18 protein-coding genes are annotated in these 14,075 nt (G+C 70.5%); 13 read left to right on the top strand and 5 right to left on the bottom strand.

What is annotated here, in order from left to right:
• Positions 1-9: 9 nt before the first annotated feature.
• Positions 10-528 carry an exosortase P gene (gene xrtP, locus ACQEU1_RS19910; RefSeq protein WP_433203613.1) on the bottom strand — a complete coding sequence of 173 codons (519 nt, stop codon included), beginning with the start codon at positions 526-528 and terminating at the stop codon, positions 10-12.
• Between the two features lie 298 nt (positions 529-826).
• Here xrtP and ACQEU1_RS19905 point away from each other — a divergent pair, with 298 nt between their 5' ends.
• From ACQEU1_RS19905 to ACQEU1_RS19890, 4 genes are all read left to right on the top strand, one after another.
• Positions 827-1,591, top strand: coding sequence for a choice-of-anchor P family protein (locus ACQEU1_RS19905; protein WP_433203610.1), 765 nt, complete (start codon positions 827-829; stop codon positions 1,589-1,591).
• Between the two features lie 12 nt (positions 1,592-1,603).
• Positions 1,604-1,795 carry an LPXTG cell wall anchor domain-containing protein gene (locus tag ACQEU1_RS19900; RefSeq protein ID WP_433203607.1) on the top strand — a complete coding sequence of 64 codons (192 nt, stop codon included), beginning with the start codon at positions 1,604-1,606 and terminating at the stop codon, positions 1,793-1,795.
• A gap of 76 nt (positions 1,796-1,871) precedes the next feature.
• A complete protein-coding gene (wecB, locus tag ACQEU1_RS19895) occupies positions 1,872-3,044 on the top strand; it encodes a non-hydrolyzing UDP-N-acetylglucosamine 2-epimerase (protein ID WP_433203604.1) in 1,173 nt (390 codons plus the stop codon).
• A gap of 118 nt (positions 3,045-3,162) precedes the next feature.
• On the top strand, positions 3,163-3,831 hold the full coding sequence (locus ACQEU1_RS19890; RefSeq protein WP_433203601.1) for a hypothetical protein: 669 nt from the start codon (positions 3,163-3,165) through the stop codon (positions 3,829-3,831).
• Here the strand turns inward: ACQEU1_RS19890 and ACQEU1_RS19885 are convergent.
• Both ACQEU1_RS19885 and ACQEU1_RS19880 read right to left on the bottom strand, forming a co-directional pair.
• Positions 3,828-4,367 carry an isochorismatase family protein gene (locus ACQEU1_RS19885; RefSeq protein WP_433203598.1) on the bottom strand — a complete coding sequence of 180 codons (540 nt, stop codon included), beginning with the start codon at positions 4,365-4,367 and terminating at the stop codon, positions 3,828-3,830. The two genes, ACQEU1_RS19890 and ACQEU1_RS19885, sit on opposite strands and share 4 nt — an antisense overlap.
• A 1-nt stretch (position 4,368) precedes the next feature.
• Complete coding sequence (locus tag ACQEU1_RS19880; RefSeq protein WP_433211600.1) at positions 4,369-5,652, bottom strand: nicotinate phosphoribosyltransferase; 1,284 nt, start codon at positions 5,650-5,652, stop codon at positions 4,369-4,371.
• 79 nt (positions 5,653-5,731) lie between these two features.
• Between ACQEU1_RS19880 and clpS the strand changes: the two genes are divergently transcribed.
• From clpS to ACQEU1_RS19845, 7 genes are all read left to right on the top strand, one after another.
• Positions 5,732-6,031, top strand: coding sequence for an ATP-dependent Clp protease adapter ClpS (clpS, locus tag ACQEU1_RS19875; RefSeq protein WP_030479230.1), 300 nt, complete (start codon positions 5,732-5,734; stop codon positions 6,029-6,031).
• Complete coding sequence (locus ACQEU1_RS19870; RefSeq protein WP_382443733.1) at positions 6,028-6,585, top strand: DUF2017 domain-containing protein; 558 nt, start codon at positions 6,028-6,030, stop codon at positions 6,583-6,585. Before clpS ends, ACQEU1_RS19870 begins: the two co-directional genes overlap by 4 nt.
• Positions 6,582-7,493, top strand: coding sequence for a P1 family peptidase (locus ACQEU1_RS19865; protein WP_433203593.1), 912 nt, complete (start codon positions 6,582-6,584; stop codon positions 7,491-7,493). Before ACQEU1_RS19870 ends, ACQEU1_RS19865 begins: the two co-directional genes overlap by 4 nt.
• Before the next feature lie 19 nt (positions 7,494-7,512).
• A complete protein-coding gene (locus ACQEU1_RS19860; protein ID WP_433203590.1) occupies positions 7,513-7,809 on the top strand; it encodes a hypothetical protein in 297 nt (98 codons plus the stop codon).
• 92 nt (positions 7,810-7,901) lie between these two features.
• A complete protein-coding gene (locus tag ACQEU1_RS19855) occupies positions 7,902-8,312 on the top strand; it encodes a M67 family metallopeptidase (protein WP_352235771.1) in 411 nt (136 codons plus the stop codon).
• Positions 8,313-8,343: 31 nt separating this feature from the next.
• Positions 8,344-8,616, top strand: coding sequence for a MoaD/ThiS family protein (locus ACQEU1_RS19850; protein WP_382443730.1), 273 nt, complete (start codon positions 8,344-8,346; stop codon positions 8,614-8,616).
• Positions 8,617-8,624: 8 nt separating this feature from the next.
• A complete protein-coding gene (locus ACQEU1_RS19845) occupies positions 8,625-9,575 on the top strand; it encodes a PLP-dependent cysteine synthase family protein (RefSeq protein ID WP_382443729.1) in 951 nt (316 codons plus the stop codon).
• Positions 9,576-9,734: 159 nt separating this feature from the next.
• On the opposite strand, the gene ACQEU1_RS19840 is transcribed toward ACQEU1_RS19845, so the two are convergent.
• Positions 9,735-11,807, bottom strand: coding sequence for a helix-turn-helix transcriptional regulator (locus tag ACQEU1_RS19840; RefSeq protein ID WP_433203585.1), 2,073 nt, complete (start codon positions 11,805-11,807; stop codon positions 9,735-9,737).
• Positions 11,808-12,668: an SMP-30/gluconolactonase/LRE family protein gene (locus tag ACQEU1_RS19835; protein WP_433203582.1), complete on the bottom strand. Its 861-nt coding sequence runs from the start codon at positions 12,666-12,668 to the stop codon at positions 11,808-11,810.
• Positions 12,669-12,701: 33 nt separating this feature from the next.
• Between ACQEU1_RS19835 and ACQEU1_RS19830 the strand changes: the two genes are divergently transcribed.
• Both ACQEU1_RS19830 and murI read left to right on the top strand, forming a co-directional pair.
• On the top strand, positions 12,702-13,313 hold the full coding sequence (locus ACQEU1_RS19830) for a rhomboid family intramembrane serine protease (protein WP_433203579.1): 612 nt from the start codon (positions 12,702-12,704) through the stop codon (positions 13,311-13,313).
• An 11-nt stretch (positions 13,314-13,324) separates the two neighbouring features.
• Positions 13,325-14,074: a glutamate racemase gene (gene murI / locus ACQEU1_RS19825; protein ID WP_285638695.1), complete on the top strand. Its 750-nt coding sequence runs from the start codon at positions 13,325-13,327 to the stop codon at positions 14,072-14,074.
• Position 14,075 lies beyond the last annotated feature (1 nt).

Genomic DNA, 14,075 nt, shown 5'->3' with positions numbered 1-14,075 from the left:
GGTCGAGGCTCACTTCCGCGTGGCCAGCCAGACGAACGCGACCAACGCGGCCGCGCCACCGAACACGCTCACCATCGACCCCAGCAGCGTGTGACCCCAGTAGTAGCCGGTGTCGATGCCGAGCCACTGGACCAGCCCCACCAGCGTGAGCACGCGGAACTGGTTCACGACCACCACCGCCAGCGCCGCGACGCCCAGCGCGAACAGCACGCGCGACTGGATCCGCGGCCGCAGCGCGATCATCACCGCACCGACCACGATCAGCGGCAGCACCAGGAACGCGGACGTGCACTCCGGCGTCATCCGCAGGCCCAGGGGAGTGTCCGAGCCCAGTCCGAAGTAGACGGTCTGCCGCTCGGGCACCACGTGCACGCCGTACGAGCTGATGACGCTCAGGATCGCGCCGGACAACGAGATCTCCGCCGTCCGGTAGAGCCGGTGTGCGAACACGAGTCCTGCCGCGACGGCGACGAGGACCACCACGGTCACCCGGCTCGGGAACGAGGTGCGGCGCAGGGCAAGCGTCACCCGAAGATCCTTTCCACCGATGAGGGAGCGCCCAGACGGGCTACTTGACCCTCCATCGGTAGACGGAACGTCATCCCTCACCCCCGGATCGGGTGACGCCGTAACCGGAAATTGATCAAAAAACCCACGATGAGTGGCCCCGACTGGGCGAGACGAGTGGTCGTGTCCCTCGATACGGGGAGTAACCCTCAGTTCCCTCGAAAGAAAGCCGATGCCGGTAATTGCCCCCGGAAAGCGTGAAACCACAGTGGTATCAGCACGCCTTCCGAGGGCCGGAGGAATCAAGGGAAGGAGTTTCATGCGTGTCCGAATGACGGGACTGGCTGGAGTCATCGCGATTGCCGCACTCCTGGTCGGTGCCGCACCCGCTTCTGCCGCTCCGGGGGACGCCTCGGCCTACGGTGCGAAGCTCAACGTGACGCTGCTCGGCAACCCCGCGGTCAACGCGGAACCGTTCGCCGCAGCCAATGCGAACGGTCCCACGCAGAACACGTTCGCAGGCGTCGACCTCACCGGGATTCTGAAGACCGGTGTCATCAACGCCTCGGCGTCGCGTGACGAGAACTCGGGCGGTGTGCAGTCGCGGGCGAGCACCGCGGACGTCAAGGTCGACCTGCTCTCCAAGGTCACCGGCAAGATCTCCGCCGAGCTGGTGGAGGCGGAGTGCGCGGCGACCCAGAAGGGTCTGTCCGGCAAGGCGAAGCTCGCGGGCGTCAACCTCGGCAAGCTCGGCCAGGTGAACGCCGACCCCGCCGCCAACACCAAGCTGGACGTGCAGCTGGCGGGCATCAAGATCGCTGAAGTGATCTTCAACGAGCAGATCAAGAACGACGACGGCAGCCTCACCGTGAACGCGATTCACATCAAGCTGCTGCAGGGCGTGCTCGGCGGCATCGGCACCGGCGACGTGATCATCTCGTCGGCCACCTGCGGCCCCGCCGGCCTGCCCATCCCGATGGCGTCGGGGGCGGGCCTGTGGATCGGCCTCGGCCTGCTCGGTGTCGTCGCCGCTCCGGTCGGTTTCGTGGCGCTGCGCCGGCGCGCGTCGCTGAACGCGGCCTGAGGAGAGCGGCAGATGTACAAGGTCCCCGGTACCGGCGTGGGTGTCGGCACGAGCGTGGGTGCCCTCGCGGTCACCGGCGCCGACGTGACGTGGTGGATCGTCGCGGGCATCGTCTTTCTCGCCGTGGGTGCGTTCCTGATGCACGCCACGCGGAAGAGGCGCCGTGCCGTCCCCGTCCAGGCCAGACCGAACCGAGCTGGCTGACATGGGTCCGTCCAGGGGTTGCCCCCGGCCCCTGGACGGACCTCCCCGGTCTTTCCGCGAGAAAGAGGACGCAACGGTGAGCAAAGAGGTTCTGCTGGTGGCCGGTACCCGGCCAGAAGCTTTGAAGATCGCCCCGGTCGCCATCGCCCTGCGCGGGCACCCCGGCCTGAGCCCCACGATCGTCCACAGCGGACAGCACTCCGGCATGGTCGAGCAGGCGCTCGGCGCGTTCGACCTGGTGCCGGACATCCGGCTGGACGTCCCCCGCGCCACCGGCACGCAGGCGGAGCTGGTCTCCCGACTGCTGCCCGAGTTCGACGCCGTGCTGGAGGAACGCGACCCCGCCGTCACCCTCGTGCAGGGCGACACCACGACGACGCTGGCCGCCGCGCTCGCCTCGTTCTGGCGCGGCATCCCCGTGGCACACCTGGAAGCCGGGCTGCGCACCGGTGACCTCTACGGCCCGTTCCCCGAGGAGGGGAACCGGCAGATGATCTCCCGGATCACGTCGCTGCACCTCGCGCCGACCGACGACGCCGCGAACGCGCTGGGCGGCGAGTCCCTGCCGGACAGCCACATCGTCGTCACCGGCAACACCGTCGTGGACGCCGTGCAACGCGTCGCGGCGCTCGACCTGCCCGCGCGCAGCCCCGATCTCGTCGCCCTGGAACGCACCCTCGACGCCACCGGCGGCCGGCTCATGCTGCTGACCGTGCACCGCCGCGAGTCGTGGGGCCGCCCGCTCATGCGCGTGCTCAACGCCGTGCGCGCCATCGCCGACCGCCACCCCGACCTGCACGTGCTGATCCCCGCGCACCCGAACCCCGGTGTGCGCGAACAGGTCGTGTCGCTGCTCGGCGGGCACGAGCGGGTCGTCATCACCGATCCGCTCGACTACCCGGACCTCGTGCGCGTGCTCAAGCGCGCGTCCCTCGTGCTGACGGACTCCGGCGGCATCCAGGAGGAGGCGCCGTCGTTCGGCGTGCCCGTGCTGGTGCTGCGCGAGACCACCGAACGCATGCTCGCCGTCGACGCCGGGTGCGCCTGGCTCGTCGGCACCGACACCACCCGCATCCTCGCCGAGGCGGGCTGGGTGCTCGGCTCCCGGTTGCGGCTTCCGCTGGGGCGCAACCCGTTCGGCGACGGGCGTGCCGCCGTGCGGGTGTGCTCCGCCCTGGAGAGGCTGGCGGGGCTCCCGACGGCCCTGCCGCGCCGGGAGCCGTTCGCCACCCTGGCCGGAGTCCGCTGAAAGGTGTCACTCGGTCAGGCAATTGCCTACACGAACGGGTGACATGGGGTGCCGAGGCGTTATCAGCGCCCCGCATCACAACCATTATCGGGCCGTGGGAAACGAGGCAATGCGAAAAATGCGCAAGAGTTCGATCGCAGGCGCGGTGGTCGCGTTGACGCTGGCGACCGCGGCCCCCGCGTTCGCCGGCAATCCGCCGGGCACCGCGTCGGCGGGGTCGGCCGACTTCGCGAAGTCGGGCCAGACGTTCAAGGTCGCGCCGCTCGCGGTGTGCGACGTGAACCCGGACGCGGCGGGCACCGTCAGCGGTTCCAGCGCGGCCGTGAGCAGGACCGGCCTCGCGATCGGCGAGACCAGCTCCACCTGCACGACCGAGATGGTGGACCCGGCGAAGTTCCTGACCAGGACCACGTCCGTGGCCAAGGGCGCGGGCTTCGACCTGTCCGCGCTCGCCGGACTGTCCGGCGGGCTGAAAGGCCCGCGGCTCAAGATCGGCGAGTGGAGCATCACCTGCACCGCCGACGAGAAGAGCACGTCGGCGGGCTGGGAGCTCAAGGCGATGTCCGGCTGGACCGGCCTGCCCAAGGAGATCAAGCCCGGTTACGTGCACGACATCGTCGGCAAGAACGGCACCGTGCTCGCCAAGGCCAAGTTCACCGACACGGTGCTCCCGCAGCCGAACGACGGCAGCATCAGCATGACCCTGCTGAAGATCACCTTCGAACCGTCGTCCGGCTACACCGGCAGCATCACCGTCGGCACGGTGGCCTGCTCACCGACGCCTTAGGACACTCGGACGCCCGCGGCGAGCAGTTCCTCAACTGCGGCGTCGCGGGTGGTCTGGGCGACCGCCGCCGTCAGGTCGACGAGGACCGTCGTGCGGAAACCGTTGCGCTGCGCGTCCAACGCGGTGGCGCGCACGCAGTGGTCGGTCGCGATGCCCACGACGTCCACCTCGGTCACGCCCTTGTCCGTCAGCCAGCCCGCGAGGTCGTTCTCCGCCTCGAAACCCGAGTAGGCGGCGGCGAACCGGCCCTTCGAGAAGACCTGCTCGATGCCGGACACGTCGAGCTCGGGGTGGAACGACGCGCCGGGCGAGCCCGCCACGCAGTGCACCGGCCACGAGTCGATGAAGTCCGGCGTCAGCGAGAAGTGCGGGCCGGGGTCGACGTGGTAGTCCCGCGTCGCCACGACGTGGTCGTACGCCGAGGTGGCGATGTGCTGCGAGATGGCCGCCGCCACGGCCGCACCACCGGCCACGGCCAATGAGCCGCCCTCGCAGAAGTCGTTCTGCACGTCCACGACGATCAGCGCCTTGGTCATGTCAGCCCTCCAGGTAGATCGTCGGGATCGCGGGCTCGCCGCGCGAGAGCTTGAGGCCCTCCCACGGCACGCTCACGAGTGCCGCGCGCAGGCGTTCGCGGTTCTGCTCCAGCGACGGGACCTCGTCGGTCTGCTGCCCGCCGCGCATCAGGGGGAGCTGCACCAGCCTGTCGTACTCGCCGAGTGCGGGCGGCGCCGAGGCCTGGAAAACGACCTCCTCCAGCGCCGTCCCGGTGTCCTTGTGCCGGCGCAGCGCCTGCTTCCAGCCGCCGCGCGACTGCTTCGACGTGCTGCGCTTCTCGACGTGGCGGCCGTCGACCTCGACCAGCTTGTAGACCATGCCCGCGGTCGGCGCGCCCGACCCGGTGACGACCGAGGTGCCGACGCCGTACGCGTCCACGGGCTCGGCGCGCAGGGCGGCGATCGCGTACTCGTCGAGGTCGCTCGACACGACGATCCGGGTGTTGCGCGCGCCGAGCGAGTCGAGCTGGTCGCGAGCCTGCCGCGCCATCACGCCGAGGTCGCCGGAGTCGATCCGGATCGCGCCGAGCTCGGGACCCGCGACCGCGATGGCCTTCTTGATGCCTTCGGAGATGTCGTAGGTGTCGACCAGCAACGTCGTGCCGACGCCGAGCGCCTCGACCTGGCTCGCGAACGCCTCTTCTTCGGTGTCGTGCAGCAACGTGAACGCGTGCGCGCACGTGCCCGCCGTGGGAATGCCGTGCCGGCGCCCGGCTTCGAGGTTCGAGGTGGCGTGGAAGCCCGCCAGGTAGGCCGCGCGGGCACACGCCACGGCAGCCTCCTCGTGCGTGCGGCGCGAGCCCATCTCGATCATGTGACGGCCGTTGGCGGCGGTCACCATGCGGGCGGCGGCGGACGCGATGGCGCTGTCGTGGTTGAGGATCGACAGCGCGAGCGTCTCCAGCACGACCCCCTCCGCGAACGACGCCCGGACCGTGAGGATCGGCGAACCGGGGAAGTACAGCTCGCCCTCGGGGTAGCCGTCGACCTCCCCGGTGAAGCGGTAGTTCGCGAGCCATTCCAAAGTGGAATCGTCGACCACGGCGTTGCGGCGCAGCTGGTCGATCTCCTCCTCGCCGAACCGGAAGTCCGCGATCGCGTCCAGCAGCCTGTTCACCCCGGCGACCACGCCGTAGCGGCGGCCGTCCGGGAGCCTGCGGGCGAAGACCTCGAACACGCACGGACGGTCACCAGTGCCGTCACGCAGCGCGGCCGCGAGCATGGTGAGCTCGTAGTGGTCGGTCAGCAACGCCGTCGAGTTCATGGTCACCAACCCTAAGGTCGCAGGTGGTTTACCCGCACGCGGTCTCCGTCACTGCGGCGAACATGACACCATTGGCGGTATGACCACGCCCGTCGAACAGGAACGGACGCAGCCGGAGGCCGTCGGTGAGGAAGTCGCCGCCGAGGACCGACCCTGGCAGACCGTGGTCTGGAACGACCCGGTAAACCTCATGTCCTACGTGACGTACGTGTTCCAGAAGCTGTTCGGCTTCAGCAGGGACCATGCGACCAAGCTGATGCTCGACGTGCACCACAAGGGCAAGGCGATCGTGACATCGGGGACCAAGGACAAGGTGGAGGCCGACGTGGCGAAGCTCCACGCGGCAGGGCTCTGGGCGACCATGCAGCGGGCCTCGTGAAGAGGTGGATCCGCGACGGTGACGTGGTCATCGGCAGGCTGGACCGGCAGGAGGCCGCGGTCGTGCGCGGTCTGGTCAGCCAGATCCAGGACATGCTGATCGCCCGTGCCGAGGAAGCGCCGCAGGACGAGCTGGCCGAGCTGACCGGCATCAGGACGGGCCCGTCGGAAGCACCCGACGACCCGATCCTCGGCAGGCTGCTGCCGGACTTCCACCGGCTCGACGACGACGCGCCCGACCCGGACGAGGTCAACTCGGCCTCGGCGCTGCGGTCGCTGCACGAGCCGGAGCTGCTCGACCACAAGACCAACGCGGCCGAGGTCGTGCTGGAGACCTGCTCGCCCGACGGCGGGGAGATCCGGCTGTCGATCGCGCAGGCCGAGGCGTGGATGGCGTCGCTGAACGACGTGCGGCTCGCGCTGGGCACCGCGCTGGACGTCACCGAGGACATGCCGGACGAGCTGCCGCCCGAGGACCCGCGCTCGCCGCACCTCGGCGTGTACCACTGGCTGACCTGGGTGCAGGACACGCTGGTCGAAGCGATGATGCCGTGATTCCCGGCGTGCTCGTCGGGCACCACCACCGCGTCGAGGCCGGCTGGGCGACGGGCACGACCGTCGTGCTCGTGCCGGCGGGGGCCGTCGGCGCGGTCGACGGCCGGGGTGGCGCGCCCGGCACCCGCGAGACCGACCTGCTCGACCCGTCGAACCTGGTCCAGCAGGTGCACGCGGTGTGCCTGTCCGGCGGGTCCGCGTACGGGCTCGCGGCGGCGGACGGCGTCATGCGCTGGCTCTCGGAACGCTCGATCGGCTTCCAGGTCGGCGCTCAGCCGCACCACGTCGTGCCGATCGTGCCCGGCGCGGTGATCTTCGACCTGCCCATGTCGGACTGGGGCAACCGGCCAGACTCGTCGTTCGGCTACGCGGCCTGCGAGGCGGCCGCCGAGACGTTCGACCTCGGCTGCGTCGGCGCTGGTGCCGGGGCACGCGTCGGGGCGTTGAAGGGTGGCGTCGGCACCGCGGTGAGCACGGTCGGCGCGCACCGGATCGGTGCGCTGGCCGTCGTGAACGCGGCCGGCGAGGTCGTCGACCGGGCGTCCGGACTGCCGTGGCAGCCGTCGCTGGGCACGACCGCCGTGACGTTGCCCGAACGCAAGCCGGACGGCCTCAACACCACGATCGGCGTGGTGGCGGTGGACGCCGACCTGACCAAGGCGGAGTGCCGCAGGATCGCCATGGCCGCGCAGGACGGACTGGCCCGCGCCGTGCGGCCCGCGCACTCGATGTTCGACGGCGACACGGTGTTCGCGCTGGCCACGGGGGCCGTGCCGCTCGCGGAGCCGAGGGTGTTCGCGCTGGACGCGTTGTGCGCCGCCGCGGCCGAGGTGTTCGCGGAGGCCGTGGTGTCCGGCGCGCGCGAGGCGACGTCGCTCAACGGTGTGACGGCGTTCCGCGACCTCTGAACCGGGGTAGCCGTCGGGCATGACCGATGCCGTTGACCAGGCCGCCGCCGTCGTGACCGAGTTCGCCCCGCCCGGTGCGGCGCGCGAGATCCCCGGCAGGGAACTGGTGGTGGTCGCGCCCGCCGGGCTGTTCGCCGCCGCGTTCCTGGTGCCACCGGCCGCGGGCAAGGTGCTGATGAAGCTCGGCGTGGCCGTCACCCCGCTCGCCGCGTGGGCCGAGATCGCCGCGTGGCGCGGTCTCGACCAGGCCCAACGACGGCGGGGCGTGGCGCTGCTGGCCCTCTACCTCGTGGTGGTGCTCAGCCGGCGCCGCTGAACGCCGCGACCTCCCGGCGCAGGTCAAAGCAGGTGCACGCGCCGGTATCTCGCATACCGAGACAACTCCCGCCAGCCCGTAGGATTGCAGGCGTGCTGGTGATTCGCCGTGACCTGGTGGACGCGATGGTGGCCCACGCGCGCCGCGACCATCCCGACGAGGCGTGCGGGGTGATCGCCGGGCCGTACGGGTCCGACCGCCCTGAGCGCTTCATCGAGATGGAGAACGCGGAGCGGTCGCCGACGTTCTACCGGTTCGACGCGGCCGAGCAGCTCAAGGTGTGGCGCGAGATGGACGCGAACGACGAGGTGCCCGTGGTGATCTACCACTCGCACACCGCGACGGAGGCGTACCCGTCCCGCACCGACATCTCGTTCGCGGGGGAGCCGGAGGCGCACTACGTGCTCGTCTCCACGCGTGACCCCGACGAGCACGAGCTGCGGTCGTACCGCATCGTCGACGGTGTCGTGACCGAGGAACCGGTCAAGATCATCGAATCCTGAGTTGCACCCGTTTCCCGGAGGTAGAACCACCATGGCAGTCACCGTGTCGATCCCGACGATCCTGCGCACCCACACCGGGGGCGAGAAGTCGGTGTCCGCCAGCGGTACGACGCTCGCCGAGGTCATCGACGACCTGGAGAACAACCACGGCGGCCTCAAGGCCCGCCTGGTCAAGGAGGGCGTGCTGCACCGCTTCGTCAACGTCTACGTCAACGACGAGGACGTGCGCTTCTCCGGTGGGCTCGAGTCCGCGGTGAAGGACGGCGACAACGTCACCATCCTCCCGGCCGTCGCAGGCGGCTGATCTCCGACATGGCCCGCTACGAATCGCTCCTCGACGCGCTCGGCGGAACGCCACTGGTGGGCCTGCCGCGCCTGTCGCCGTCCGAGAACGTGCGCATCTGGGCGAAGCTCGAGGACCGCAACCCGACCGGCTCGATCAAGGACCGGCCCGCGCTGGCCATGATCGAGGCGGCGGAGCGGGACGGGATTCTGCGTCCCGGCGCCACGATCCTGGAGCCGACGTCCGGCAACACCGGCATCTCGCTCGCCATGGCCGCGAAGCTCAAGGGCTACGGCCTGGTGTGCGTCATGCCGGAGAACACCTCGACCGAACGCAAGCAGCTGCTGCAGGCGTACGGCGCGCGCATCGTGTTCTCGCCCGCCGCCGGCGGGTCGAACCAGGCGGTCGCCACGGCGAAGGAGCTCGCGAAGCAGAACCCGGACTGGATCATGCTCTACCAGTACGGGAACCCGGCCAACGCGGAGGCGCACTTCCGCGGTACGGGTCCGGAGATCCTGAAGGACCTGCCGGAGATCACGCACTTCGTCGCCGGTCTCGGCACGACGGGCACGCTGGTGGGCGTCGGGAGGTTCCTCCGCGAGGCCAAGCCGGACGTGCAGGTCATCGCCGCCGAACCGCGCTACGGCGAGCTGGTCTACGGGCTGCGCAACCTCGACGAGGGCTTCGTGCCGGAGCTGTACGACGAGTCGGTGCTGACCGGGCGGTACTCGGTCGGTTCCTACGACGCGTTGCGCCGCACCCGGCAGCTGCTGGAGACCGAGGGCATCTTCGCCGGCATCTCGACGGGCGCGATCCTGCACGCGGCACTGGCCGTGGCGCAGAAGGCCGAGGTGGCGGGGAAGTCCGCGGACATCGTGTTCATCGTGGCGGACGCGGGGTGGAAGTACCTGTCCACCGGCGCCTACGCCGGAACGCTGGACGAGGCGGCCGCCAAGCTCGACGGCCACCTCTGGGCGTGACGGGAGCCTGCTGACTCAGGCGCCCTTCCAGGCCAGATCTTCACTCATGATGCATCCCCCCAGATGCTCGTGCGGACCGGTGAACTGCGTCTTTTGTAGTTCACCGGCGTACGGGCGCACATCCGTGTAAACCGCAAGACGACATACGTATGGCGCTCATCAACTCAGGTTGAGCCGTGCTGCGATCATAACGCGCTTCTGCACGCCCAGAGCTGCGAATATCTGCTGCACTTGGGTCTCGACAGTGCGCTGCGACTTGTGCAGTCGCGCCGCGATCTCCCGGTTGGTGAGCCCCTCGGCGACGAGCTTCGCCACCTCCAGCTGGGCCGGCGTCAGCGGACCGGTGTCCTCGCCGAGAGCCAGCGCGAAGATCTCGTCGAACGACCGCAGCCCCAGGCCCGCCGCGTGGTCCCGGCGGTACTCGGGGCCGCGCGCCCTGGTCACGGCCTTCTCGCGCATCTGCCGGAACGTCTCGTGCTCGGCCAGCGGACGGCCGGTCAGCCGTTGCGCGGCCTCCGCGGCACCGAGCAACCGGGCCGCCTTGCGCGCCTGCCCGCTCGCCGCCGTCACCCAGGCGAGTGCCTCGACGGCCCACACCGGACCCCACTGGTCCCCGCTGTCGCGTTGCCGGCCGAGCGCGGCCCGCAGCAGCTCGGCGGCCTCGCCGGGGGAACCGAACCGCAGCTCCGCGACGCCTCGCGCCATCAGCAGCCCGCCGACGGCGATCTCGTTGCTGTCGGCGGTCGCGGCGAGGTCCGCGATGTCCTTGCGGGCCTCTTCTTCTTCGGCGAGCAACGCGGACGCCATCGCGATGTGCACGGAGAAGATCACCTGGCGCTCGGGCTCGAACCGGGCGCGTGCCTCGCGCATGGTGGCCAACGCCGTGTAGTCGCCGTGCAGCAGCCACTGGCGTTCGCCGCGTGCGTAGAACACGCCCGCGAACTCGCTGTCGAGCTCTTCGGCCTCGGCGAGGAGCTCGGCCGCCTCGTCGGGACGGCCGAGGGTGAGGGCGAGCGACGCGGAGAACGTGAGCGCTTCGAGGTGCCAGTGGTCGTGGGCGCCGCCTTCGAGCGCGCGCCGGAGCCTGCGGTACTGCTCGGGCCAGCCGCTCGCGAAGAACGCGCCGTGCATGCGGGCGAGCTGGAACTCGAGCTCCAGCGCACGGCCGGGTTCGCGCAGGCTCGTCTCCAGCGCGGCCTCGACGTTCGCCATCTCCACCCGCAGCACGCTGACGAGCGCGGTGTCGGTGATCCAGCCGGCGGAGACGTGCCGGACGAGCTCGCCGTAGTGGTCGAGGTGGCGCTTGCGCACGGTCTCGCGGTCGTCGCCGAGGCGTTCGGCACCGTACTGCCGCAACGGTTCCAGCAGGTGGTAGCGGTCGTGCTCGAAGCTCACGATCGACTTGGCGACGAGGCCGCCGAGGTCGTCCAACGTCGTGTCGGAGTCGCTGACGGCTTCTGCGGCGGCGAGGTCCCAGCCGCCCGCGAACACCGAGACCTGCGCCCAGAGCCGTTGCTCGGACGGCGTGCACAGGTCGTGGCTCCAGTCCACGACCGCACGCAGCGTCCTGTGGTGCGGCAAGGCCACCCGGTCGTTGCGGGTGAGCAGCTTCATCTCGTCGTCGAGCCGTGCGACCACCTCGGTGAGCGGCATCGCCCGCAACCGCACGGCCGCCAGTTCGATGGCGAGCGGCAGGCCCGCGACCCGGTTGAGCAGCTTCACCACGTCCGGCCAGTTCTGCCGGGTGAGCCGCCAGTCCGGCGCGCGGTCGGCCAGCAGCGCGACCGACTCGACGTCCGCGCTCATCGGGGCGTCGGCGGGCGGCACGTCGAGCGGCGGCACGACGAGGACGCGTTCGCCGGGCACACCGAGCCGTTCGCGGCTGGTGGCGAGGATCGTGAGACCGGGAGCGCTCGCCAGGAGTCGTTCGGCCAGGTCGGCGACCGCGTCCTTGAGGTGCTCGCAGTTGTCCAGCAGCAGCACGGTCCTGCGGTCCGCGAGGTGGTCGGGCACCGCGCTGTCCTCGACCTCCAGCACCTCGGCGACCCCGCGCAGCAGCATGTCCGGGCGGCTGATCGTCGCCAGCTCCACGAACACGACGCCCGCAACCTCCCGCGCGAGCCTGGTCTTGCCCGCGCCGCCGGCACCGGTCAGCGTGACGAGGCGGTGCTCGGCGAGCAGGCCGTGCAGATCGGCGAGCAGCTTCGTGCGGCCGATGAAGCGCGAGAGCATCTAGCCGTTGAACGCCACGCTCGGCACTCCCTGGCCGACCCCTGTCAGCACCAGCACGGAACCGTTCAGCTGGCGGTCCATCAGCGCCTGGTCGGACAGCCCGGAGCGGGCCGACGTGACGTAGAGGTCGGTGAAGTCCTGGCCGCCGAAGCAGCACGCCGTGGGGTTGTCGACGGGTACGGGGATCTCGCGGTCGAGTTCGCCCTCCGGCGTGTACCGGCGCACGGCGCCCCCGCCCCAGAGCGCGACCCACACGCACCCGTCGGCGTCCACGGTGAGCCCGTCCGGTGAGCCGTCGGTGTTGCCGACGTGCGCGAGCGGGCGGCGGTTCGCGACGGTGCCGGTGGCGTTGTCGAAGTCGAGGACGTCGATGCGGCGGGTCGGCGTGTCCACGTAGTACATGAGCGTGGCGTCCGGGCTCCAGCCGACGCCGTTGCTCGTGTTCACCTTGTCCACCATGACCTTCGCGGCGCCCTCGCCGGTGATCCTGGCGAGCCAGCCCTCGTTCGCGGCCTGGTCGTAGCGCATCGTGCCGGCCCAGAGCCTGCCCGACGGGTCGACGCCGGCGTCGTTGCCGCGGACCCCTTCGCGCGCCCAGTAGACGAGCCAGCTCTTGGTGCCGTCGCGGTCGACCAGCGCGATGCCGTCGCGCAGGTTGCACACGATGCCGCCGTGCGATCGCGGCTTGGCTGCGCCGACGTGCTGCGGCATGACCAGCACCGCGTCGTCGTCGCGCGCGGGCGCGTACCGGTGCACCTCGGAGGCGAGGATGTCCACCCACAGCAACGTGGAGCTGCTGTGGTCCCAGGTCGGGCCCTCGCCGAGCTGAGCAGACGCGCGTACCGCTACTTCGATCGACACCCAACCACCTTAAATGCCACGTACGCTGGACGTGTGGACCGCACCGCGCTCGCGAAACGGGTCATCCCGCCGCACCCAGTGCTGTCGTTGCTCGTCGTGGCCGGGTTCGTCGGCTTCCTCTACGTCGTCGAGGCCTTCGACGTGGCCACCGGCGGCTCGCTGGAGGACGACGGCGTGCGGCCGCGCGACTTCAGCCAGTGGGACAACCTGATCTGGATGCCGTTGATCCACGGCGACTGGAGCCACCTCACCGGCAACGCCGTTCCGTTGCTGCTGCTCGGGTTCCTCGCGACCTCGGGCGGCCTGAAGCAGTTCTTCCAGGTCACCGCCGTCATCTGGCTGTCGTCGGCGCTGGGCGTGTGGGTGTTCGGCAGCCCCGGCAGCCACATCGGCGCGTCCGGGCTGGTGTTCGGGTTCCTCGCGTTCCTGCTGGTGCGCGGGATCTTCGCGCGCTCGTGGCTCCAGCTGGTGATCGCGGTCGGCGTGTTCGCGTTGTACGGCGCGGCGCTGTGGGGCGTGCTGCCCGGCCAGCCGGGGGTGTCCTGGGAAGGCCACCTGTTCGGCGCAATCGGTGGCGTTCTGGCTGCGTGGGGTGTGTCTCGTGACAACCGCCGCACCGAGGCACCGGCTACATTCACGGCGTGACGATCGGGATCATGGACTCGGGCGTCGGCGGCCTCACGGTCGCCCGCGCGATCATGGACCAGTTGCCGGGCGAGTCGATCCACTACATCGGCGACACGGCGCACGGTCCCTACGGGCCGCTGCCGATCGCGCAGGCCCGCAAGCACGCGCTGGAGGTCTGCGACCGGCTCGTGGACGAAGGCGCGAAGATGCTGGTCATCGCGTGCAACACGGCGTCCGCCGCGTGCTTCCGCGACGCCCGTGAGCGCTACGACGTGCCGGTGGTCGAGGTGATCCTGCCCGCCGTGCGCCGCGCGGTGATGACGACGCGGTCCGGCCGGGTCGGCGTGATCGCGACGGTCGGCACGATCAACTCGCACGCGTACCAGGACTCGTTCCAGGCGGCCCGCGACGTGACGGTCACCGCCGCTCCGTGCCCGCGGTTCGTCGACTTCGTGGAGCGCGGGATCACCTCCGGGCGGCAGGTCCTCGGACTCGCGCAGGCGTACCTGGAACCGTTGCAGCGCGCCGACGTCGACACCGTGGTGCTCGGCTGCACGCACTACCCGTTGCTGACCGGCGTGATCCAGATCGTCATGGGCGAGCACGTGACGCTGGTGTCGAGCGCCGAGGAGACGGTGAAGGACGTCGTCCGGCTGCTGACCGAGCGCGACGAGTTCGCCGTCGAACCCGCCGTGCACCGCGTGACGTGCACCGGCCCGCCCGAGCGGTTCGCGAAGCTCGCCGCCCGGTTCCTGCCGACCTTCGAACAGTGGGGCTGAT

Source organism: Lentzea sp. CA-135723, from assembly GCF_050936595.1.
Classification (GTDB): Bacteria; Actinomycetota; Actinomycetes; order Mycobacteriales; family Pseudonocardiaceae; genus Lentzea.
The sequence above is the reverse complement of the archived record's forward strand: the minus strand, read 5'-3'. Positions and strand labels throughout refer to the sequence as shown.

Bases quoted from the DNA above. Each gene is read 5' to 3' on its own strand.
- ACQEU1_RS19905 (WP_433203610.1), top strand. From the start codon at position 827: ATGCGTGTCCGAATGACGGGACTGGCTGGAGTCATCGCGATTGCCGCA.
- ACQEU1_RS19900 (WP_433203607.1), top strand. From the start codon at position 1,604: ATGTACAAGGTCCCCGGTACCGGCGTGGGTGTCGGCACGAGCGTGGGT.
- ACQEU1_RS19890 (WP_433203601.1), top strand. From the start codon at position 3,163: ATGCGCAAGAGTTCGATCGCAGGCGCGGTGGTCGCGTTGACGCTGGCG.
- ACQEU1_RS19885 (WP_433203598.1), bottom strand. From the start codon at position 4,367: ATGACCAAGGCGCTGATCGTCGTGGACGTGCAGAACGACTTCTGCGAG.
- ACQEU1_RS19880 (WP_433211600.1), bottom strand. From the start codon at position 5,652: ATGAACTCGACGGCGTTGCTGACCGACCACTACGAGCTCACCATGCTC.
- clpS (WP_030479230.1), top strand. From the start codon at position 5,732: ATGACCACGCCCGTCGAACAGGAACGGACGCAGCCGGAGGCCGTCGGT.
- ACQEU1_RS19860 (WP_433203590.1), top strand. From the start codon at position 7,513: ATGACCGATGCCGTTGACCAGGCCGCCGCCGTCGTGACCGAGTTCGCC.
- ACQEU1_RS19850 (WP_382443730.1), top strand. From the start codon at position 8,344: ATGGCAGTCACCGTGTCGATCCCGACGATCCTGCGCACCCACACCGGG.
- ACQEU1_RS19845 (WP_382443729.1), top strand. From the start codon at position 8,625: ATGGCCCGCTACGAATCGCTCCTCGACGCGCTCGGCGGAACGCCACTG.
- ACQEU1_RS19840 (WP_433203585.1), bottom strand. From the start codon at position 11,807: ATGCTCTCGCGCTTCATCGGCCGCACGAAGCTGCTCGCCGATCTGCAC.
- murI (WP_285638695.1), top strand. From the start codon at position 13,325: ATGGACTCGGGCGTCGGCGGCCTCACGGTCGCCCGCGCGATCATGGAC.